General features: G+C 41.0%; 20 protein-coding genes. 9 read left to right on the top strand and 11 right to left on the bottom strand.

Annotation, left to right across the window (positions count from 1 at the left end; translation table 11 throughout):
* The first annotated feature begins 1 nt into the window (after window position 1).
* From DDT91_RS14280 to DDT91_RS14320, 9 genes are all read left to right on the top strand, one after another.
* Window positions 2-838, top strand: a complete 837-nt coding sequence (locus DDT91_RS14280) for a hypothetical protein (protein ID WP_187176871.1) — start codon at window positions 2-4, stop codon at window positions 836-838.
* Complete coding sequence (locus tag DDT91_RS14285) at window positions 826-1,434, top strand: DUF4145 domain-containing protein (protein ID WP_222718650.1); 609 nt, start codon at window positions 826-828, stop codon at window positions 1,432-1,434. The genes DDT91_RS14280 and DDT91_RS14285 overlap by 13 nt, the downstream gene beginning before the upstream one ends.
* Window positions 1,435-4,206, top strand: a complete 2,772-nt coding sequence (locus DDT91_RS14290) for a DEAD/DEAH box helicase (RefSeq protein WP_187176872.1) — start codon at window positions 1,435-1,437, stop codon at window positions 4,204-4,206. It begins immediately after the preceding gene.
* Window positions 4,199-5,650, top strand: coding sequence for a PglZ domain-containing protein (locus tag DDT91_RS14295; RefSeq protein WP_187176873.1), 1,452 nt, complete (start codon window positions 4,199-4,201; stop codon window positions 5,648-5,650). The genes DDT91_RS14290 and DDT91_RS14295 overlap by 8 nt, the downstream gene beginning before the upstream one ends.
* Window positions 5,647-6,267 (top strand): hypothetical protein, encoded by a 621-nt coding sequence (locus DDT91_RS14300; RefSeq protein WP_187176874.1) that lies wholly within the window; start codon window positions 5,647-5,649, stop codon window positions 6,265-6,267. The genes DDT91_RS14295 and DDT91_RS14300 overlap by 4 nt, the downstream gene beginning before the upstream one ends.
* 1,190 nt (window positions 6,268-7,457) lie before the next feature.
* Window positions 7,458-8,183 carry a hypothetical protein gene (locus DDT91_RS14305; RefSeq protein WP_187176875.1) on the top strand — a complete coding sequence of 242 codons (726 nt, stop codon included), beginning with the start codon at window positions 7,458-7,460 and terminating at the stop codon, window positions 8,181-8,183.
* Between the two features lie 282 nt (window positions 8,184-8,465).
* Window positions 8,466-9,308 (top strand): AAA family ATPase, encoded by an 843-nt coding sequence (locus DDT91_RS14310; RefSeq protein WP_255502121.1) that lies wholly within the window; start codon window positions 8,466-8,468, stop codon window positions 9,306-9,308.
* Window positions 9,289-10,275, top strand: a complete 987-nt coding sequence (locus DDT91_RS14315) for a DUF3871 family protein (protein ID WP_187176877.1) — start codon at window positions 9,289-9,291, stop codon at window positions 10,273-10,275. The genes DDT91_RS14310 and DDT91_RS14315 overlap by 20 nt, the downstream gene beginning before the upstream one ends.
* A gap of 49 nt (window positions 10,276-10,324) precedes the next feature.
* Window positions 10,325-10,774: a RadC family protein gene (locus DDT91_RS14320; protein WP_187176878.1), complete on the top strand. Its 450-nt coding sequence runs from the start codon at window positions 10,325-10,327 to the stop codon at window positions 10,772-10,774.
* Window positions 10,775-10,807: 33 nt separating this feature from the next.
* Here DDT91_RS14320 and DDT91_RS14325 read toward each other — a convergent pair whose 3' ends face one another.
* The 11 genes from DDT91_RS14325 to DDT91_RS14375 all read right to left on the bottom strand — a co-directional run bounded on the left by DDT91_RS14325 (window position 10,808) and on the right by DDT91_RS14375 (window position 19,529).
* Entirely contained in the window at window positions 10,808-11,320 is a 513-nt protein-coding gene (locus tag DDT91_RS14325) for a hypothetical protein (RefSeq protein ID WP_187176879.1), read from the bottom strand.
* On the bottom strand, window positions 11,317-11,967 hold the full coding sequence (locus tag DDT91_RS14330) for a hypothetical protein (protein ID WP_187176880.1): 651 nt from the start codon (window positions 11,965-11,967) through the stop codon (window positions 11,317-11,319). Before DDT91_RS14330 ends, DDT91_RS14325 begins: the two co-directional genes overlap by 4 nt.
* Before the next feature lie 266 nt (window positions 11,968-12,233).
* Entirely contained in the window at window positions 12,234-12,470 is a 237-nt protein-coding gene (locus DDT91_RS14335; protein ID WP_187176881.1) for a hypothetical protein, read from the bottom strand.
* A 55-nt stretch (window positions 12,471-12,525) separates the two neighbouring features.
* Window positions 12,526-12,783 carry a helix-turn-helix domain-containing protein gene (locus DDT91_RS20835; protein ID WP_187176882.1) on the bottom strand — a complete coding sequence of 86 codons (258 nt, stop codon included), beginning with the start codon at window positions 12,781-12,783 and terminating at the stop codon, window positions 12,526-12,528.
* A gap of 111 nt (window positions 12,784-12,894) precedes the next feature.
* Window positions 12,895-13,800, bottom strand: coding sequence for a hypothetical protein (locus DDT91_RS14345; RefSeq protein WP_187176883.1), 906 nt, complete (start codon window positions 13,798-13,800; stop codon window positions 12,895-12,897).
* Entirely contained in the window at window positions 13,793-14,923 is a 1,131-nt protein-coding gene (locus tag DDT91_RS14350) for a site-specific integrase (protein WP_187176884.1), read from the bottom strand. The genes DDT91_RS14345 and DDT91_RS14350 overlap by 8 nt, the downstream gene beginning before the upstream one ends.
* The gene (locus DDT91_RS14355) at window positions 14,920-15,288 is read right to left on the bottom strand and encodes a helix-turn-helix domain-containing protein (RefSeq protein ID WP_187176885.1); all 369 of its coding nucleotides are present in this window, start codon (window positions 15,286-15,288) and stop codon (window positions 14,920-14,922) included. Before DDT91_RS14355 ends, DDT91_RS14350 begins: the two co-directional genes overlap by 4 nt.
* Window positions 15,289-15,503: 215 nt before the next feature.
* Window positions 15,504-16,886, bottom strand: a complete 1,383-nt coding sequence (gene mnmE / locus DDT91_RS14360) for a tRNA uridine-5-carboxymethylaminomethyl(34) synthesis GTPase MnmE (RefSeq protein ID WP_187176886.1) — start codon at window positions 16,884-16,886, stop codon at window positions 15,504-15,506.
* Window positions 16,883-17,338 (bottom strand): thioredoxin fold domain-containing protein, encoded by a 456-nt coding sequence (locus tag DDT91_RS14365; protein ID WP_187176887.1) that lies wholly within the window; start codon window positions 17,336-17,338, stop codon window positions 16,883-16,885. Before DDT91_RS14365 ends, mnmE begins: the two co-directional genes overlap by 4 nt.
* Window positions 17,339-17,350: 12 nt before the next feature.
* Window positions 17,351-18,247, bottom strand: coding sequence for a metal ABC transporter permease (locus DDT91_RS14370; protein WP_187176888.1), 897 nt, complete (start codon window positions 18,245-18,247; stop codon window positions 17,351-17,353).
* Window positions 18,237-19,529, bottom strand: a complete 1,293-nt coding sequence (locus DDT91_RS14375) for an iron chelate uptake ABC transporter family permease subunit (protein WP_187176889.1) — start codon at window positions 19,527-19,529, stop codon at window positions 18,237-18,239. The genes DDT91_RS14370 and DDT91_RS14375 overlap by 11 nt, the downstream gene beginning before the upstream one ends.

Raw genomic sequence — 19,529 nt, forward strand, 5'->3', positions numbered from 1 at the left:
AATGGAAGAACTTTTGCACTTTAGATATCCTGATCGCGATGACTTAACGGCTGCTGTTCTCGGGGTTAGTTCTGTAGAGTGGAGAGGGACTACCAACAAAGAATTTTCGCAAAACAGAGAAGGAGTCTTTACAGAAATGTATTCCAGTGGCTTCGATATTCTCCCTTCATTGGATAGATCTGGTAAGACCACTCACTTTGTGTCTTCATCAAAATGGGGAAAGATCTCTTTAGAAGGGCTGGAATTAGTAAAAATTGATCATCTAAGTGATGTCATCTACTATTTGACGCATGTTCGAGATGTTGTCCGGTTGATGGTCGAAAAGGGAAGGAACTTCTTTTTTTTGAGTAATCATACAGAGATAGTCGGTCTCTTGACTATAGCAAATTTCAACGACAAGCATTTTTATTTTTGGCTTTACAAGAAAATTCTGAGTTTAGAGAAAGGCCTTTCTGAATTTATACAGCAAAATTTGACTGAGACAGACATTTATACCAAGGTTCAGGAAATTAGTCTTAGTGAAAACGATCCACGAGGGTATTTTTCAGAAGTTTTGTCGAGATTTCTTGAAGATAAAGAAAGTGGTGCTGATGCTTCACTTTTGGAATACCTTTATCTCAGGCAGTTGTGTGAATTGGTGATTCATTTCCGATTGTACGCGAAAATTGGACTTACCAAAAGTGATTTTGAATCTGGACTTGGGGTTTTAAATGAAACTCGAAAAAGAGTTGCACATCCGACTAAAAGTTTGATAAGGTCACAAAGTGATTTGAAGGATTTGTGGAAGGGAATTAAGAAAATTGATAGTATACAAACTAGATTACTATGGAAGCAATAAAAATTGGGCAATCTCTTACTATAAAGAGATGTCCCCATTGTAGTATAGCTCATCCAAACATGAGTTTACAAAGCCAATTTAAAACGTCTGATAAGGCTCAACGGAATTCTCGGACATGGTCAATTTTTTATTGCACTTCGTGTGGAGGAGTGTTAACCGTTTCCTCAAATCCTTCACACCAAAATGGGTTTTTTGAAATTTTCCCATCATTCAAGGGATTAGATGGCTCTATTCCTGAAAAAGCATTGTCATTTTTAAGTCAGGCTATGGAAACTATCCATGCGCCATCCGCTTCCATCATGGTTGCCTGTAGCGCTTTGGATGAAATGCTTAAACAAAAAGGCTTGAGGGAAGGAAAACTGTATCCACGAATAAAGAAGGCCGCAGAAAACCATCTGATTACTCCGGAAATGGAAACCTGGGCTCACGAAATCAGATTGGAAGCCAATGATCAAAGGCATGCAGATGAAAGTGTAGCTTTGCCAACAATGGATGATGCAAAACGAGTGCTTGATTTTGTGTTGGCTTTAGCTGAATTTCTATTTGTCCTTCCCAGCAGAGTAAGAAAAGGAATTTCTGATGCAAAGGCCGAGTAAATGATTTACCAAGGGAAAGCCTGTGAGCTAATCGGAACAAAAAAGATTTTTGACCAAGAGGTGGCTTGGATTAGGATTTTGGAATCCAATGAGTTTAAGAAGGTTCCATTAGATGAGCTTGGAGAAGAGATTAAGTCCTATGACCTGCATTTTATCCGATTTGTGGCCATAGCTGCCAAGATCAAAGATGAAGTCGCTAAGAAGGCAATTCTTGCTCCGTATGAAAGCAGTCTGATTCCACTTCCTCATCAAGTCTTGGTGTTGGAGAAAGTCATGCAATCTCTACAAAACCGCTTTCTATTGGCCGATGAGGTGGGAATGGGAAAAACCATTGAAGCTGGCTTGATCCTAAAGGAGCTCAAACTTCGAGGTGAGGTAGCCCGGATATTGGTCATTGTTCCCAAGTCTGCTATGATGCAGTGGCAATCTGAATTGAAGGAGCATTTCAATGAGATATTCCACATCTATGATTCAGAATTGATCAATTCCCTTGCGAGGACTTTTTCCAATATCAACGCGGATCAGGAGTTTAATTTTTGGGAGCAGCATAATCAAATCATAGTATCCACAGACGCGCTAAAGCCAATTTCCTACCGTCAGGGCTGGAAGAGGGAAAAAGTGGAGGAGTACAATAAATTCAGGATGGAGGCAGTCCTCAGAGCCAATTTTGACCTGATCATCATAGATGAAGTTCATAAAATGGGTGGGGCAAATCCAAACGTATCTAGGTACCAATTAGCTCAGGGGCTTTGTGATACTGTGCCCAATGTCATCCTGCTTTCAGCAACGCCCCACAGGGGTAAATCTGATCATTTCAGAAGAATCCTGCAATTGCTGGACCCTGATGCATTCACAGGGGAGGGGCTGCCAGAAATAAAGGAATTGGAACCCTATGTGATTCGTACTGAAAAACGTTTGGCTCTGGATTATGAAGGTAACAAGCTATTCAACGAGCGAGAGACTGCCAGATTCGATGTGATCCTGGATTACAAGAAACATGCGCTACAACGTGAACTGTATGAAGCTGTGACCAATTACGTTAGGAAAGGCTTCAATACGGCCAGAAAAACAAGGAATTCGGCCAAGGGACTCATTATGATACTTTTTCAGCGATTGGTCAGCAGTTCTACCGCTGCCATTCTTTCGGCGATGGAAGGCAGGCTGCTGAGATTGCAATCGGGAGAAGACGATGAAGTAGAGAGCTACGCTTTGGATATGGATAAGATCTTGGAGGAAGGCGAAACTACTTTTGACTTAGATTCAGTTTATGCAGATCTTACTGTTGGTTTTCTTCAGGATGAAGAAGCTTATCTAAAAGATTTGATCGATAAGGCCAAAAAATGTATCCAAAGAGAGCGGGATGCAAAAGCGGAAGCTTTCTTGGTAAAGTATCGCCAACTTCAGCAGGAATACAATGACCCGGATTTAAAAGTTTTGGTTTTCACCGAATTCCGAACCACCCAAATGATGCTAAAGAAGATTTTGGAGTTGGAGGGACTTAGGGTTACCATAATTAACGGAAGTCAGGATATTGATGAGCGGAAAATCAACCTATCGAAATTCAAAAAGGACTGCCAAGTTTTGATTGCTACCGATGCTGCCGGAGAATCTTTGAACATGCAGTTTAGCCATATAGTATTCAACTATGACCTGCCATGGAACCCGATGATGATCGAGCAGCGTATTGGCAGGGTAGACCGTATCGGGCAGAAAAAGAAGGTCCGTGCATTCAATATGCTCACAGATAATTCTGTTGACAGCAGAGTTTATCAAGTCATTCAGGAGAAACTAAGCTACATCCTGGAACAACTCGGCATAGATAAAACTTCAGATGTGCTGGATTCGACTCTGGATCAGGATAAAATAAACACACTCTATCTTCAGAGTTTATTGGATCCATCCAAATTTGAATTTGCCGGAGACAAATGGCTCAATGAGATCAAGGGGAAGCTCAAATCTTATAAAAGCACTGAAGGCATCTTGCCTCAAGTCGAGGAAAAAGACATCGATCCAAAAAAAGCATCGGAAATTAAGTTCAGTCCACTTCCTTTTTGGCTTGAATCATTGATTCAGGAATACACTTTGAGTCATCAGGGTACGTTGACCAAAAATCTTCTGGGTTTTTCAGAGATTTCGCTTGGTAAGGAAAAGAAGAAATTGACGTTCGATCCTGAGATTGCCTTGAATAATCCTGATGTGGAACATTTGACTCTTCAGCATGATTGGGTGAAAAAATTGATGAATAATCTCCCGGCTGTTGATGAATCAAGCTTCATTCCGACTTTCAGATCGAGTACAGGTGAAGAAACACCAGGTATATGGAGCCTTTGGGAAATAAGTGCGCTTAACAAAATCGAGAGCAAAACAGTCTTCCAGAGCTTTTTCCTGGCAGACAACGGGAAACAATATTCTGCCTATGCAAATGACATTTGGTCTCGATTGATCAGTGGTGAGCTAAAGCTAAAAAAAGCTGAGTCGGAATACGATAAAAAGTGCGGATCTCAGCTTGAAGATTTGAATGATTTATTGTTCTTGGCATTTGAAAATATTGAAGCTGAGCTATCGGCAAAAATGTCTGTCAAAAAAGAAAACAAAGCCAATTCGTTCAATTTCCAGAAATCAAGAATTGAAAAAATCGGGATTGATAATATTCGCCAGTCCAAGTTGAAAAGGCTTGAAAATGACATGGAAAATTGGTTGAAGGAATACCAATCCAACCGCAAAATTATTCCTGGACTAAAGCAGCTCCTAACGATTCGAATTAATGGCTAAAGGCCTCATCCAACATATCGCTGAAGACTTTAAAACCAGAAATTCAAAAGTCTTTTTGATAGAGAACAATGATCAGTTTCTTTATAGGAAGGATGTGATCTCTGCCCTCCACACTTTTGGCATTGATGTTCATTCAGGGACTCTACTAGAACAAAGGGTTCGATTTGAAATGAGAGAGCCAGGTGAGCTAATCTTTTTTCTTTCCCAGGACAACTCGACTTACTTGGATGATATCAAGCTTAACTCCGAGGTTATTGAATTTAGTCTAGCCAAATACCTAAAAGGTTACCACATACCATCAGTGATCCAATCAGAAATACCACTTTTGGACGAATGCTTCAAACATCCACAGTTGGTCAGCCTTAACCGGCAAGAGACAAAAAACAGGATTTTTCAGTTTCAACAGGAGATAGAAGTCAGGAAGGAATCCATTGACCTAGATGCTTTCATTCAAGATGTTGATAAGCTGCTGAAAGAAGAACGAATCAATTGGCTTTCATTGAGCAGCCTTATTTCCAAGGCCATAGTGAATGCTGTAGGGAAGCCTGAGATGGATGAACTTAAGGTGCAGATTTTCCGGGTAAATGAGTATTTCCAAAAGTACCTTGAATCGGACTATGCTCAGACAAAAAATTCCAGTGCGATAAAAAAGCCCAAGATCGTTTCCAAAATTCTTGATTACCTCAGTTTTAACTTTCTCGAGCATAAAATTGCCTTGATAGTCATTGATGGAATGGCATTTTGGCAATATGAGCTGTTGAGTTCAAAGCTTTCTCCGAGTAAATCAGAGGAGGTTATATTTTCATGGATTCCATCGATCACCCAATTGTCCAGGCAGGCGATTTTTCGTGGAGGCAATCCTGTTACTACCTACAAGCAAGGTCCGGTGAATGAGGAAAAGCTGTGGAAAGCTTTCTGGAAAGAAAAGGGAATCAGCGAGTTTCAAATTTCTTATCAACATGAAAAGCTTGATTTTTCCAATTTGGATTCAATTACCAAGTTGGCAGTCGTTTTTAAAGATTTGGATGACAAAATGCACAGCTCCTCGGATTATCAGGATCTCCTTGTTCTTACCAAAAACTGGATCGAAAGAAGCAAAATAGAAGAAGTCATCCAGGAGTTGGAAATGAACGGGTTTAAAATATTCCTTACATCAGACCACGGGAATATTCAATCAAAGGGATGGAGAGGGCTTAAAGGCAGGGAGAAACTTGGAACAAACAAATCTGGAAGCCGAAGTGAAAGGCATTTGGAATATTCAGAAGAATGGTTGGCCAAGGAATTCCAAGCCAATAATCCGGAATTGAAAGATTCAGTGGTTTTTGATGAACAAGGCATTTATTTCAAGGATGAGCTAAGCTTCTCAACCCGCGAAGTTTTGGTTACTCACGGGGGAGCTCATTTTCTGGAGGTTTTGATACCATTTATTGAAATAAGAGGATGAGGGAAAAATCGATCGATATCAACCAACGGATTCCTTTAGAGACTCTTTCTGTTGGCCTCATGTCATTTCTAGAAGGAGAATACAGCGAGGATTACATCATTCAGCAGCTGCGCTTGGAATTTAATGGGGAAAACAGAATAAAAAAGTCATTACGGATTGTAGGAAAAATAATCGTAAGGTCACCACTATCCGGATTCTTGCTTGATCATAAGGAAGAATTGAAAATTGCCTTGAGAAAAAAGAGTGACAGGAACCTTGTATTGATCGCTTTGTTAAACTGTGCATTTCCATTCTCGTTTGATGCTTTCCAGTTGTTAGGCAAGTTCCTATCTGTCCAGGATGTTGTCAATAGAGAAACGATCAAGAAATCTCTTTCGAACATTTATGGCGGTAATCGAGCAACTGAAGTTGCCTTAGACAGTGTTATCCCGATGTTTATTGAAGCGGGAATCATCAAAAGACCCAAACTAGGACTCTATGAGCGAGATTTGGATCTTTTTTTCACTTCCAGATTAGTGCGATCCATTTTTGAGGAATCCTACAAATCAGTCAAATCCATCAACGAGATTCAGGATTATCAGCGTAGGGATCCATATTTCTTTTTTCTTTCCAACTGATTGAAATATTGGGACTTGGGAAACGCATTCTCAATTCCGATTCAAACTTTTTTGATTTAATTCTTCTGGGTTTAAAATTTGCATTCAATTTAAAAGTTAGGATGCAACAGTTTTTCATACCGGATACCATTGACCTTGACTCCCTTGTAAGAGACATCCCAAGGCCAGATGTGAAAAGGAACGTAAAGTTTGGTTGTGCTTACATTCTGGATCATTTTTATCAGTATCCCAAGACCCCGAAAGGCCAAGATATCTTTGAGAAAACGGGTGGGGGAGTACCGATTACAATGACGATTCTCCGTGATCAAATCGGTAGTAAAACAGCTGACAAGGCTTTGAATCTTCTACAGGAGCTGGGTGTGATTTTAAGGATAAAAAACTACAATCGGGAATTAGAAAAGTCCAGAGTTTATAAAATTCAAACAACTTTTGGTGACTGGCTTCTTGTTGAAATAGACAGGCCTTCTTATAATAAAAATTCAAACTATGGGAGTTTGAAAACCCAAAAAGCAAACTCCAATGATTTACCTTTTCTAAAAAAATGGCTTAACCCAGATCTGCTTAAGGTAGATTATGAAGCTTTGGATTTTTTTGTTCAGTTTTTCTATAACAGACTTCACTTTGAAATTCCTAAGGTTAAAACCTCCTATGTAGGAAAGAAAAAAAAAGAATTTCAAGATAAACTAAAAAGCTTATTGAACGTTCGATTTCTTGAATTGACTGGGGATTTTCAAAATTATAAGTCTTTGATAGAAAGATCCAATCGAAGTTCTTCGAACCAGAGGTTTAACACAGCATTGACGCAAATGATCAAGACTGGTAGGTTCTTTTTGAAGATTGAGGATTCAAGCTTATTTGAGATTGACCTTAGTTCAAGTCAGCCTTTTTTCTTTCTTTCCCTGCTTCAAGAAATCGAAAAAGTTCAAAATAATTCCACTAATTCTACTCTATTAACTTCAAACTCTCTCTCTTTAATCTCTACCATATACCCTTTACCAAAAACAGACCATATCCTGTCCACTTTTTCAAATTTGGATTTTGTCCGGCTTGATTCAGAAATCGCAAAATTCAGGGATTTATTCCTAGCAGACAGTCAGGATTTCTATATAAATCTTGGGAGCCTTCTTGATGAAGAATCGGATACAAAGCTGCCACATTTTTCCAATCGTGAAAGAACAAAGAAAGCATTCATGTTTCTCCTGTTTGAACAATTTGAAAATGAAAAGAAAAGATTGCCAGTATATCAGGTGTTCAAGAAAGCTTTTCCAATGATCGTACAGGTAATGGATCAAATCAAAAGGACCAAGAAAAATCGATTGGCTATAATTCTTCAGAAACTAGAGGCTTATTTTATGCTGGATGTGATTGCGAAAAAATTCGCATCAAAACATCCCGATTCACCTGTTTACACCATCCATGATGCCTACTTGGTAAAAGAGCCTGATGTGGAGGAACTGGACAAGCTGATCAAAGATGAATTGGAAAATCAGGTTGGAATACGTCCTTCAACAAAAATAAAGAAGCTTTCTCCTGCAAATCTCTTTATGGATCTGAATAAGGCTATTGATTTGGAGATAGCATTGCTGAAAGAGAAAGCTCGCAAGAAAAAGCCTATTGAATCATCGGATTACAAATACTTTAGACTGTTTGAAAACGAAATTCCGAAGTGGAACGGGGAGGAGGTAATGACTGCTTCAGTTTGGGCACAAGTTCAAAACAATCCGAAGTATCGTCCCTTTTTGGTTGACAAATCCAAAATGGAAAAACTGAAACAGATCCGAGAGGAGAGAAGGGTAGTAAAATCTCTGTTTCAAGACTCTGATCTAGATCAGATTGGTTGCCAAATCGAACTTAGGAAACAGGTTCCTCCTGGGTATACAGTCCGACATTTATTCGATTTTCGTGAAAGGGAGTGAACGCAGATATGCACATCGGCCAGTTTTTCATCTGCATCAGCCATATAAACTTTTACAGTTGGCTATAAATTAAATAGCAAAAGTTTATGTGTGCGAATGTAGGGACCACCCTTCGAACCATCCCCCCTTACCTTTAGATTTGGATCTACCCCCCGGGTCTTACTGTTACCCTTTCCCTACCCGGATTCCTACCCACACCGAAATCCAGTGTTAAACTTAAACTATTTAAACATGCTGGATTTACGTGTATCAAAACGTTCCCAAGCACGCATACGAGTTGCGTTGCAGGGTCCAAGCGGGTCAGGAAAAACATACTCCTCACTACTGCTTGCTCATGGTCTTATCGGCAACTGGTCCAAGATTGCCGTCATTGACACCGAAAACCAAAGCGCTGACCTGTATGCGCATCTTGGACCGTACAATGTGATTGCCATTGGCACACCACACACACCTGAGAAGTACGTGGAGGCCATCCAGATCTGCGAGAATGCCGGTATGGAGGCAATCATTATCGACAGCATTTCTCACGAGTGGGAGACGCTGCTGGATATCCAGTCGAACATGCCGGGTAACAGCTTCACCAACTGGGCAAAGATCACCCCTCGGCACAATGCTCTGATCAACAAAATCCTGTCCTCTTCTGCTCATGTGATTGCTACTGTCAGATCCAAGCAGGATTATGTGATCACAGACAAGAACGGGAAGATGGTTCCTGAGAAGGTTGGCCTGAAAGGGGTTCAACGAGACGGTCTGGAATACGACTTTACGGTGGTGTTTGATGTCAACATCAAGCATCAAGCGACCGCCTCGAAAGATCGAACTGGTCTGTTTGTGGACAAGCCGGAATTCACGATCGATCAGAAAACTGGAGAACAGATCAAAGCTTGGTGCGTTGACAATCACGCTTCTGAGAATGGTAATGGGTCAAAATCGCTGATTGACGACTTCGAAAAAGGGCTTCAGTTTATCGATGCGATCCACGCCTGCAAGAACTTGGACGAGTTGAGAAAACTCTTCAACGGGAATCCCGACCTGCAGGAGCTTTACCGGGAAGAATTCGTAGCTAAGAAAAACGAGTTGTTAAACCATCAAACCTTCAGACAAAATGGAACTGCTAAGCGTTAATCAGCTACTTACCCCGACCATAATTGAGCCCGTTACTCCTGTGAGAACGGGTTCTTCGTTTATTGAAGCCAACACTGAAGTCGTGAGCTTTGATGAAATGCGAGATCGCCATGTGATTCCTGTATTCCTCAAAGACAACGAACCGACCATTTCACACTGTGATTTTGTGGAGGCAGTCGGTGTTGCAGCAAAGGACTATTTCGGCCTGGCTAATTTTCCTATTCCGGACATCAGGGTATCACATCCTGTGAAAGGGAGAGTCTATGAAGCAAGGCACAAGAAGGCCCAGGATCTGCTGCCAAATGAGAAGACCATTTACTTCGAACGCATGGCTTTTATGATCACTATCCCCGGTATCAGGGATGAGATTTCCGGCAACTTACTTGAGCTAACGCTGGGAGGTGTCAAAGCCTATCATCTGGACAACCTCAATGCAACCAAGGGTAGCCTGGAACACTTTAAGATTTTCATCGGCTTCAAGAACGTAGTGTGTACTAATCTTTGTGTATCCACCGACGGAGTAAAGCTGGATCTGAAGGTTCGAACAGTAGAGGAGCTGTTCGAAAAAGTGATGGAATTGATCTCGGGATTTGATGTGATCAGGTATATGAGAAATCTTTCAACCTTGACAGCTTACGAATTGGAAGAGCGACAATTTGCTCAGATCATCGGTCGGAGTAGGATGTACCAGTTTCTCCCCAAGACTCTCAAGAATGAGATTCCGGAACTGCTGATCAACGATACTCAGATTTCCAGGATTGCTGAGTACTTCTACCATGACCCCAACTTCTCCAGGAACGATTCAGGCACTATTGATTTGTGGAGGTTTTTCAACCTGTTTACCGGGGCGAACAAGCAGTCTTATATCGATAAGTATCTCGAACGTGGAGTGAATTGCTTCGAGTTTACAGATCAGATCAGGCAAGCACTGGATAATCCCCAATCTGATTTCTGGTATTTAAGTTAAATCAAGAGCCCACCGTTCCAAAGCGGTGGGTTTTTTAATTGAACAAGTCATGAAAAATTTTCTATACGAACTAAAGCTCAGCTATAACAGAACAGGGGAGTACAAAAAGTACGACCCTATCCGATCCAGCAAAGACGTGTACCAGATTCTCTCACAAGTTTTCGATCCTGACCTGATGGAGGCTCGTGAGGAGTTTGTTATTCTGTATCTAAATCGTGCAAACGTCGTGATAGGTTACTACAAAGCCTTTCAAGGTGGTGTTTCTGCGGTAGTGGCTGATACAAAACTGATTCTTTCTATGGGACTGAAGTCCCTGGCTTCAGGGGTCATTCTGGCACATAACCATCCGTCTGGCAGGGTAGAACCCTCAGACCAGGATCTTCGATTGACCCGAAGAGTAAAAGAAGCTTGTAAATTGGTCGATTTGGAGCTACTGGACCACATGATTATGTCAGCGGACAATGGCTACTACAGCTTTGCGGATGAGGGTAAATTGTAAAAAAAGTCCTCCCAAATCGGGAGGACTTTTAATCTATTTTTCAAGACGGATGAGTAGTACTTTATCAAAATCAGGATCTTCCAGATCAAAATCTGGTATATACCAGCCAATAATTTCTTCGGGAAGGTACCTCGGAAATTTCAATAATAGCCAGACAATGTCCCTCTTGGCTGATTCTTCACCTTGATTTTTAAGTATTGACTGAAAGTCAAATCTACGGTTTTGATCAATGTATGAAAGGAATCGTGCTTTTTCCGACTCATTTGAACTTTCATTGTTCACTATAATTTTAAGTTCATTTGGACTGTTGTGGCCATCTTTACATAACACATTACTGTCAATGCTATTTTCAAATTCAAAGGTCTTCAAAAATAGTTTGCCGCCATCCTTAGTCATGCAGTCTGCCAAATTTTCGATGTATGAAATTCCTTCAATGTGGATTTTTCCACTTTCGGTTTCTATTGGTGAATTTGTTACAGTCCGTTTATCCAAATTTTTTGGTAGTAATTGGATTAGGTCTCGGTGCTTTTCTACTATTGTAATCATACAGCAATCAAGTTGATTTTTAATAAATTAGTGATTTTTGAAATTTTTTCTGGTTGCTTTTTAAAGAGCGTTGAGAGATAGGTTAAATCAATGAAATCACTCTTCATGGTATATAATTTTAGATCTCTTGAATGTATTTCGTTTGGCAATGCACCCCATGGAATATCAGCCACATCCAAAGGAACTATGTAAAAAAAAGGTGTTTGGCCTTTTCTTATCCAATATTTACTAAGCTTTTGGAATACATCACTCCAACCTTCTAGTCCCCAAGCTGAACTTATTGCAGATGCAACATAAATGGGTTCATTTAATTCAAATAGACGTCGCCAGAAGTCCTCACACATATGTTCAGATTTAGGAAGATCAATTGGAAGTTTGAATTTGGTTTTAATCGCAAAATCATCCTGCAGGCATTTATACTCAAACTTCCAACCATCAAGAAAACTCTGATCCAATGGTGAATTTTTGAAGTGATCTAACACTGTTTCTAAATCTAACTCACATAAAAGTTCTGAATTAACCAAGATTGCCCAAGCAATAGATTCTAGATGTAAATCAGTAAACAAAAAAATATTCTTATTCAGATCTTTTGATTGAAATATGAAAAATTCCTTGTCATGCGATAACAGCATTTTATAGTTTTTCATAATGTTTGTTTTTTTGTGAGTGAATATTTGAAGATTTTTCAGGGACTAAGATGAAGTAGCCCTGAATTCTACCCCATCTTAAAAATTGCCAAGTAGTTTGTGTCTGACCCCCATTGCTGAGTCCAGCCCTCTATGGATTGTTAGATTTGCATGGTCACCGCCTCAAAAGAGATGGTGAGGTCGCCATGCCGACGGAGTTGTCAAGTAGTTTGTGTCTGACCCCCATTGCTGGGTCCAGCCCTCTATAAACTTACGGATTCTAATGCCTAGCTGACCTTACTCAGATTTTCCTTCATCAGATTGTAAAACCAGTTGTAGCCATCTTCGGAGGAAATCCTTGGAATTGTTGCCCATTTGTACCTTCTGTAATTTTCTTGATCATACGACAAGTATGATTTTTCCAAGAGTTCATCTGAGGGCATGTTTTGCTCGTCAAAAGCGCCGATTTCGCGTAAAAACTTAAAGACTTTTCGCTCCTTAAGTGGGAGCCCGGTTCGTTTCATGGCCGATCTCATGGATATTGGCCATGGTCCTGTGTGATGAAACATAGGGAATCTGTTAATTTAAAGAACGGTTTAAAGCCAGGATAGACAGTTCTTGTATTGTTGTCACTCGGTGGGCGGGATTTTTGATCCATTCCTCCAATTCAGTTCGGCTAAAGTAGACCCTGCGTATCCCGGGAATTTTGTAATGTGGAATAAGCCGCTTGCTAATCAATTGGTACATTGACCCGGTCTTATACCCCAAAAGTTTAGAGGCTGCCTCGATGTCGAGGAGGTCAGAAGTTTCAATAGTTGTTTTTAAGTTGTTGTCCATGAAAATTTGGTTAAGATTTCTGGGACAAACTTATAAAATATACTATTTATCTGTCAATAAATATTTTTACTATAGGTAATAGTAAATACTAAAAATATAGAAAAACGTTTCTCAGAAATGTTTTTTCAAGAGGGTGCCAATCGATACCACAATTGGGTTGTCAGTGACTTTTGTCCAATTGGAAGCAATGCCATCAATTTTTTTGTTTGATTCATCTTGGTCGCAATGATCAAAGATGATTCTTCCTTTCATATTCCTTATAGCTTCTGCAGTATCTACATTGAAAAAATCATGCTTCTTAAATTCCTTGATGATTCCTCTTAATACCACCGGCTGCTTGAAGAAGATAGGGGTTATTAAATCCTCAGACTCTGAAAAAAGCTTTTCGAATTCTTCGTAAGAACAATTGACTTGATTTTTTGATAAAAGGATTGAAAAAACTGCTTTAAGAAAGGGAAGTGCTTTTGGCTTTAAAAAATGGTTTTCATCATATGGAAATTGAATTGCGCCTTCTAGGTTAAGCCCGAAAAGAATTTCACGTTCCAATAGCCCAAACTCAAATTTTTCTTCCACCAAACTTTCGATCCGGGAAAAGATTTGACCAAGATCAAACACAAAATTTTCCTTGTTTAAAAGGTTGGGGGCAACTCCTATACTACTCATATCTTCTTCTCCGAGTAATGCTATGTCAAAAGGATTTGACGACATCACTTGATTGTGGTTCATTTGATTAAGCAAAGTCTTAATCTTCTCAAGTGTTTCTCGATATTCAGTAGAAATAGCCTGCTTAATCTCATCAACAGAATTTTTGGATTCTTTATCTCCGCTAAAAGAAGAAATAAATTCTCTTCGCATTGAGGATACTACACAGTCGATAAATTCGAATACGAGATCAGAATGGTAAAGACCAGCAACAGAAAAGAACTCTTTTCTAATTTCATGTGCAGCCCCTTTTAATTGATGACTCTTTATCTTAAGTCTCTTTAATGGTTTTGTTAACTCCTCAAAATCAACCATTACTGTTTTTCTTTTTAGTATTTAGACTTTTAATATCAATTCGGTTCACCGCATCCATTTTCGTTCGATCCATGACCTTGGCATAAATCTGTGTGGTTTTTAGTGATCTATGCCCGAGCAGCTTGCTTACCGTGTAAATGTCTGTTCCGGCCTTGAGTTGTAACACCGCATGGGTATGACGCGCAGAGTGGAAGGTTACCTTTCTCGTGATCCCGGCCTTCATAAACCACTGTTCAAGTTTTAAATTATTCCATGCGCTGTAGTGTAAGAAAGGGAAGACACTTCCTTTTTCCTTCTTTTCTCCGAGTATGGACATGGCTTGATCTGAAACTGGGAGGTTCTCAAATGACTTGGTTTTGGATTGTCTAAACCTTAAAATCGTTCCCATTGAATCAGATTCAATAAAGTCTTCCCATTGTAATTTTTGCAAATCCCCGAATCGCAACCCGGTAAGGCAGGAAAACAAAAATGCTGATTTTAAAATTGGCATTTCGCATTCAGTGGTAACCAGCTTTTCCACTTCTTCAAGCGTGAGATACGACCTCTCTGTTTCCATTACTTTGAAGTTTTCGGCTGAAGTTCCAGGATTCTTTATCAAAAATCCACGGTTCTCGGCTTCCTTCAATCCTGCCAAGAATTTTCCGAAGTATGCTATTCTTGAGTTTTGTGCAAGCGGGGTTTGGTTTCTTTTTTTTGCTTTAGCCAGGTAGTTCTTGAAACCATCCACATATTCTTTAGTAATGTCTTCGAAGGTTATACCCGGGTGTGAATAGTCCTTCAGGTGTTTTAGTAAACTTCTCCAATTTCCACTGTTTCCGATGCTGGTACCTCGTTCTTCTTTAAGTTTTTCAAAAAAGGGGATTACAAGTGTCTTTTGCTTTTTAACATCGGCAAGAGAAAACTTTCCTGAATTGAAGTCAATATTCTTTTGGTGGCAGATTTGCTCCGCAATTCGTCTGACTTCCTTGTTTCTTTCTATTTCCAACCGTGACAACTTTCCTTTTTCAGGTTCAGGAATTAGGTGCAAATCCAAATACTCGATCTGCCGGAATCCCTTTTGGTAATAATCCAGGTAGAGGACAATTTTTTTGCCTTTCTTTCTTTCGCGTAACGTGACCTTCATAGTTGTAATAAAATATCGATGTTCTTTTTTGAAATAATGACTCGGCGATTCAGTCTGACAACCTGAAGCTTTTCTGCTGATATCAATCTTTCAATGGTGCGCTTACTGACGCCAATCAATGCTGCCGCTTCAGTTATGCTCAAATACTCCTTATCTCTCATGGATAGGAAAGCATTAGCTCCATTTTCCGAGGATTTCTTTTCAGTCTCTTTGCCTAAATGCTGGGCGATTTTTTTTTCCCTTGCAAGGACTTTATAGTGCCTGGAATTACACTTATGCGAACAGTACTTGGTGGTTAAAGTCTTGGCAACAAAGACCTCACCACAGAACTGACAATTCTTATTTATTCTCAGGTTAGTAGTCATGATAAACTGATCTGTCAAGAAACGCCAGCTTCCGCCATAGTATGTCAGGATACGTCAGGAACCGACATAATTTCGCCGAATTAGATTTGGCAACAAATTTATGTGAGGCTGGCAACAAGTTGGCAACAAATTTTGCTCAATTATAATCAAACAGATTAAATAAAAAAGGCCTCTTAGAGGCCAAATTCAAACAAAATTAGACAGATTGAGTGTCATCACTTCCCGATACAAAACTTACTAAAAATATTCGCCAGCAAATCATCCGTGGTCACTTGCCCGGTAATCTCTCCAAGATAGTGCAAGGCACGTCGGATATCCATGGCAAGGAAATCGTTGGTCACTTGACTGTCCAATCCGGTGAGTACATCAAGCAGAGACTCCCGGGTTTTAGTCAGGCTGTCGTAGTGGCGAACATTGGTCACGATGGTGTTTCCAGTGCGGAATTTATCTAGATTAACTAGTTCGAGGATGCGTGCTTTGAGGCCTTCAAGGTTTTCTTTTTTCCCAGCAGAAATAAAAATCGTATCGGGATGTTGAGATTTTAACTCACTGATAATATTATCTTTAGCCTTATCTGTTTTATTCGCTACTTTCAGAAAAGGTACGCCCAGATTTTCCAGTTTGTTGATATCCCTGTTGATCTCTACCAGGTCGGTATCGCTCAGGTCAAAGAGGTACAGAATCAGGGAAGCGGTCTTCATTTTCTCTTGGGTCCGACTTACGCCTATGGCCTCGATGGTGTCGGTTGTTTCCCGCAAACCGGCCGTATCGATAAATCGGAAGATGACTCCCCCGATGCTGATTTCATCTTCGATAAAATCACGGGTGGTTCCAGCGATATCGGAGACGATAGCTTTTTCCTCGTTGAGTAGGGCATTGAGCAGGGTGGATTTTCCGGCATTGGGCTTGCCGGCTATCACGGTGGGAACCCCGTTTTTGATCACATTGCCCAAATCAAAACTCAATATCAGTTCCTCCACGATCCTGAGAATCCGTTCCACCAACCTCCTCAAGTCGTCCCGACTGGCAAACTCCACGTCTTCTTCTACAAAGTCGAGTTCCAACTCGATCATCGAGGCAAAGTGGATCAGTTGATTTCGCAATTCTTGGATTTCAGAGGAAAAACCCCCACGCATCTGATTGAGCGCGGCTTGGTGGCTGGTTTCTGAGTCGGCATGGATCAAATCAGCCACGGCCTCTGCTTGGGCGAGATCAAATTGTCCATTTAAAAAGGCACGTTGAGTAAATTCTCCTGGCTTGGCTAGTCGGACACCTTTGCGTACAAAGAGCTTGAGCACTTGATTGATGATGTAAGAGGAACCGTGCGTGGAGATTTCGACGACATTTTCTTTCGTAAAGGAGCGAGGCGCCTTGAAAATGGATACCAATACCTCATCGATGATCTTTTCTCCATCCCGTATGGTGCCAAAATGAATGGTATGGGAAGGTTGGTTTTCAAGATTTTTTCCAAAAAAAACCTCATTAGTTAGTCTAATGGCATCTTTTCCGGAAAGACGAATGACGGCAATGGCTCCTACTCCCTGAGGAGTGGCTAGGGCGATGATGGTATCTTCGCGCTCTGCGAGGGAAAAACTCATGGTTTTACTCGGAAAGCTTTTTCTACCAGTTCGTTCAAACCTTCCAAAAAGGCATCAGCAGGTCGGTAACCGGGAAGTTGGGCAATATTTTGAAGTCCGGGTTCAATGACCACAAAATTGGGATAGGAGCGAACCCGCATGGCGGCGGCCATATCCGCTTCGCTGTAGGTTTTACCCATAAATTCAAACTTTCGCTGGGTGTTTTCTGCATTCAGTTTTACCGCATAAAAGTTTTGCTTGAGATGTGCGATAACTTTAGGATTCGTAAAAGTCTCTTTGTCCATTTTTTTACACCAACCACACCAATCCGTATAGACATCAACCAAGATCATTTTGGGTTGTTTGGTATTGGCTGCAATGGCCTCCTCAAACTTCATCCACTGAATCTGATCCTGAGCTTTTAAGGAAAGACTCAAAAGCAAACTGAAAACTAGAAGTAAGGTGTATTTCATTTTTCTTATCATTCAAATACCAAACGGCTTGGCAGCCTTGTAAGTTCCTTGCAGCCAACTTGGTCTCTTTCCTTTAATCAAAGCACTCACGAAAAAGAAGACTCCGGCAACGGTAACCATCATACCTGCAATCGAACTATCTAACCAATAAGCAAGATAATAACCCAAAATGGCAATTAAAATGCCAAGTACTGAGGTAAGTTTTAGAAGTGGAATCAGGCTCTTGGTCCAAAGGAAAGCAGTGGCTGGTGGAACCACCAAAAGTGCCACCACCAAAATAGCCCCAACAGACTCAAAACTGCTGACGGTGGTGTAAGATACCATACTCATCAGGGCAAGGTTGATTCCTTTGGCGTTGATGCCAATCACAGAGCTAAAGCTTTCATCGAAGCTAGTCAGGATCAACTCTTTAAATAACAGGTAGATAAATCCGGATACAAACAGAAAATTCAACCCTGCCAACCAAGTGATTCTTGGCCCCATGGTCAATCCACTTTTGGTAATCCAAAGATCAATTGGGAGGTAAGCAATCTCTCCGTACAATACACATTCCTGATCCAGATCAACCTTGTAAGCAAACAGATTGATCAGAATAATGCCGATTGCGAAAAGCAGGGTAAAAGTGATCCCGATAGAGGCATCGAGCTGAACTTTGGCCTTTTTGCGCAAGCCCTCAATCATCAACGTGGCCAAAATCCCCAGCAATCCGGCTCCCATGATGACCTCAAGGCTTCGTTGACTTCCCGACACGAAAAATCCAATCACGATTCCAGGCAACACCGCATGGGAAATAGCATCACCTGTCATAGACATTTTGCGCAGCATCATAAAGACGCCTAAGAACCCGCAGGAGATCGCGATAAGTGCTCCCGTGAAAATGATCAAAAATGCGTTGCTGTCAAAGGTCATGGTTTTCTCGGGGGATAGTTTCCTGATGGGGATCAAGGGTAGGAAAGTTGAGCCGCTTCTCGAGCATGGCTTCGAGTTCCGGAGTGAGCAAATGTTCCATTTGTTCGGCAGATTCATGGACGTGATCGGGAGCAATATTCATGGACTCATTGAGGTAGAGTTCCCACAATCGATGCAGACGAACGATACGCATGGCATCCGAAGTTCCTTGAGAAGTAAGATTTACAAGTGTTTGATTTTTAGTAATAAAACCTTCCTGTAATAAATCTTTGATTGATTGGTCAATTTGCACTTTTTGATAGGGGTAGAGCTCATAGATTTCCTCTATGGTTAGGCCTTCTTTGTTTTCTTCCCTTGCTTTGTAGAGCGCCTTCATCAAATGGTCTTTATGCGTTTTTCTCAGGTATTTTTTTCTGGAAAAGTATCGGAAAATGATCCCGCTTTTCGGAGAAAACATAAAGGAAAGCAAGGCAATCAGGGAAAGAAAAACCACCACCCAGGGACCGGTGGGCATCTGAGGAATCACGAAGGAAATGTAGGTGCCCAATATCCCAGAGATGATCGAAAAGGAGGCTGCCAAAATTAAGAGCGGGTTGAGTCTGTCGGTCCAGAATCTCGCAGCAGCACCGGGAGTGATCAGAAGGGCGGCCATCAAGACTACGCCTATCGCCTGAATGCCGATCACCACCGCAAGAATCATCAGGACATTGAAGAGAAAACGGATCGCTTCCATCGGAAAACCGATCGCTTTTCCATATCCCGGATCAAAGACCATCAGCCGAAATTCCTTTAGAAAAAGTGTCAATACAATAATAATGGTCAGGGACAATCCTCCATAGATCATCAGATCGGTCTCGGAGATGCCGATGGCATTGCCAAAAATGAAGGAGTTCAGGCCGGCGATCTCAGGATTGCCTGACTTTTGCAGTGCGGTCAACATTACGATGCCGATACCGAAAAAGACAGATAGAATCGTGGCGATGATGGTGTCTTCGCTCAGCTTGGTGTTTTTTTTCAGCCAAGAACTCAGAAACGTGGCTAATGCTCCAGAAAGAAACGCGCCAGTAACAATGTAGACGGGGTTCTTTTCTCCCGCCAAAATGAACCCCAAACAGATTCCTGGCAATACCGCGTGGGAAATGGCATCACCCAAAAGCGCTTTTTTATCCAAAAAAGAAAAGGTGCCCACGTAAGCAGAACCGATTCCCAAAAGGGTAATGCCCAAAACAACCCACGTGATCGAAGGATCTTGAAAGGTGAAGAAATAGACAAAGTCTTCCAT

The organism is Algoriphagus sp. AK58 (assembly GCF_014324365.1).
In the GTDB taxonomy this organism is placed as follows: Bacteria; Bacteroidota; Bacteroidia; order Cytophagales; family Cyclobacteriaceae; genus Algoriphagus.

What these genes read in the sequence shown, in the direction of transcription:
- DDT91_RS14280 (WP_187176871.1), top strand. Translation starts at nt 2, where the DNA reads ATGGAAGAACTTTTGCACTTTAGATATCCTGATCGCGATGACTTAACG.
- DDT91_RS14285 (WP_222718650.1), top strand. Translation starts at nt 826, where the DNA reads ATGGAAGCAATAAAAATTGGGCAATCTCTTACTATAAAGAGATGTCCC.
- DDT91_RS14290 (WP_187176872.1), top strand. Translation starts at nt 1,435, where the DNA reads ATGATTTACCAAGGGAAAGCCTGTGAGCTAATCGGAACAAAAAAGATT.
- DDT91_RS14295 (WP_187176873.1), top strand. Translation starts at nt 4,199, where the DNA reads ATGGCTAAAGGCCTCATCCAACATATCGCTGAAGACTTTAAAACCAGA.
- DDT91_RS14300 (WP_187176874.1), top strand. Translation starts at nt 5,647, where the DNA reads ATGAGGGAAAAATCGATCGATATCAACCAACGGATTCCTTTAGAGACT.
- DDT91_RS14305 (WP_187176875.1), top strand. Translation starts at nt 7,458, where the DNA reads ATGTTTCTCCTGTTTGAACAATTTGAAAATGAAAAGAAAAGATTGCCA.
- DDT91_RS14315 (WP_187176877.1), top strand. Translation starts at nt 9,289, where the DNA reads ATGGAACTGCTAAGCGTTAATCAGCTACTTACCCCGACCATAATTGAG.
- DDT91_RS14320 (WP_187176878.1), top strand. Translation starts at nt 10,325, where the DNA reads ATGAAAAATTTTCTATACGAACTAAAGCTCAGCTATAACAGAACAGGG.
- DDT91_RS14325 (WP_187176879.1), bottom strand. Translation starts at nt 11,320, where the DNA reads ATGATTACAATAGTAGAAAAGCACCGAGACCTAATCCAATTACTACCA.
- DDT91_RS14330 (WP_187176880.1), bottom strand. Translation starts at nt 11,967, where the DNA reads ATGAAAAACTATAAAATGCTGTTATCGCATGACAAGGAATTTTTCATA.
- DDT91_RS14335 (WP_187176881.1), bottom strand. Translation starts at nt 12,470, where the DNA reads ATGAAACGAACCGGGCTCCCACTTAAGGAGCGAAAAGTCTTTAAGTTT.
- DDT91_RS20835 (WP_187176882.1), bottom strand. Translation starts at nt 12,783, where the DNA reads ATGGACAACAACTTAAAAACAACTATTGAAACTTCTGACCTCCTCGAC.
- DDT91_RS14345 (WP_187176883.1), bottom strand. Translation starts at nt 13,800, where the DNA reads ATGGTTGATTTTGAGGAGTTAACAAAACCATTAAAGAGACTTAAGATA.
- DDT91_RS14350 (WP_187176884.1), bottom strand. Translation starts at nt 14,923, where the DNA reads ATGAAGGTCACGTTACGCGAAAGAAAGAAAGGCAAAAAAATTGTCCTC.
- DDT91_RS14355 (WP_187176885.1), bottom strand. Translation starts at nt 15,288, where the DNA reads ATGACTACTAACCTGAGAATAAATAAGAATTGTCAGTTCTGTGGTGAG.
- mnmE (WP_187176886.1), bottom strand. Translation starts at nt 16,886, where the DNA reads ATGAGTTTTTCCCTCGCAGAGCGCGAAGATACCATCATCGCCCTAGCC.
- DDT91_RS14365 (WP_187176887.1), bottom strand. Translation starts at nt 17,338, where the DNA reads ATGAAATACACCTTACTTCTAGTTTTCAGTTTGCTTTTGAGTCTTTCC.
- DDT91_RS14370 (WP_187176888.1), bottom strand. Translation starts at nt 18,247, where the DNA reads ATGACCTTTGACAGCAACGCATTTTTGATCATTTTCACGGGAGCACTT.
- DDT91_RS14375 (WP_187176889.1), bottom strand. Translation starts at nt 19,529, where the DNA reads ATGGAAGACTTTGTCTATTTCTTCACCTTTCAAGATCCTTCGATCACG.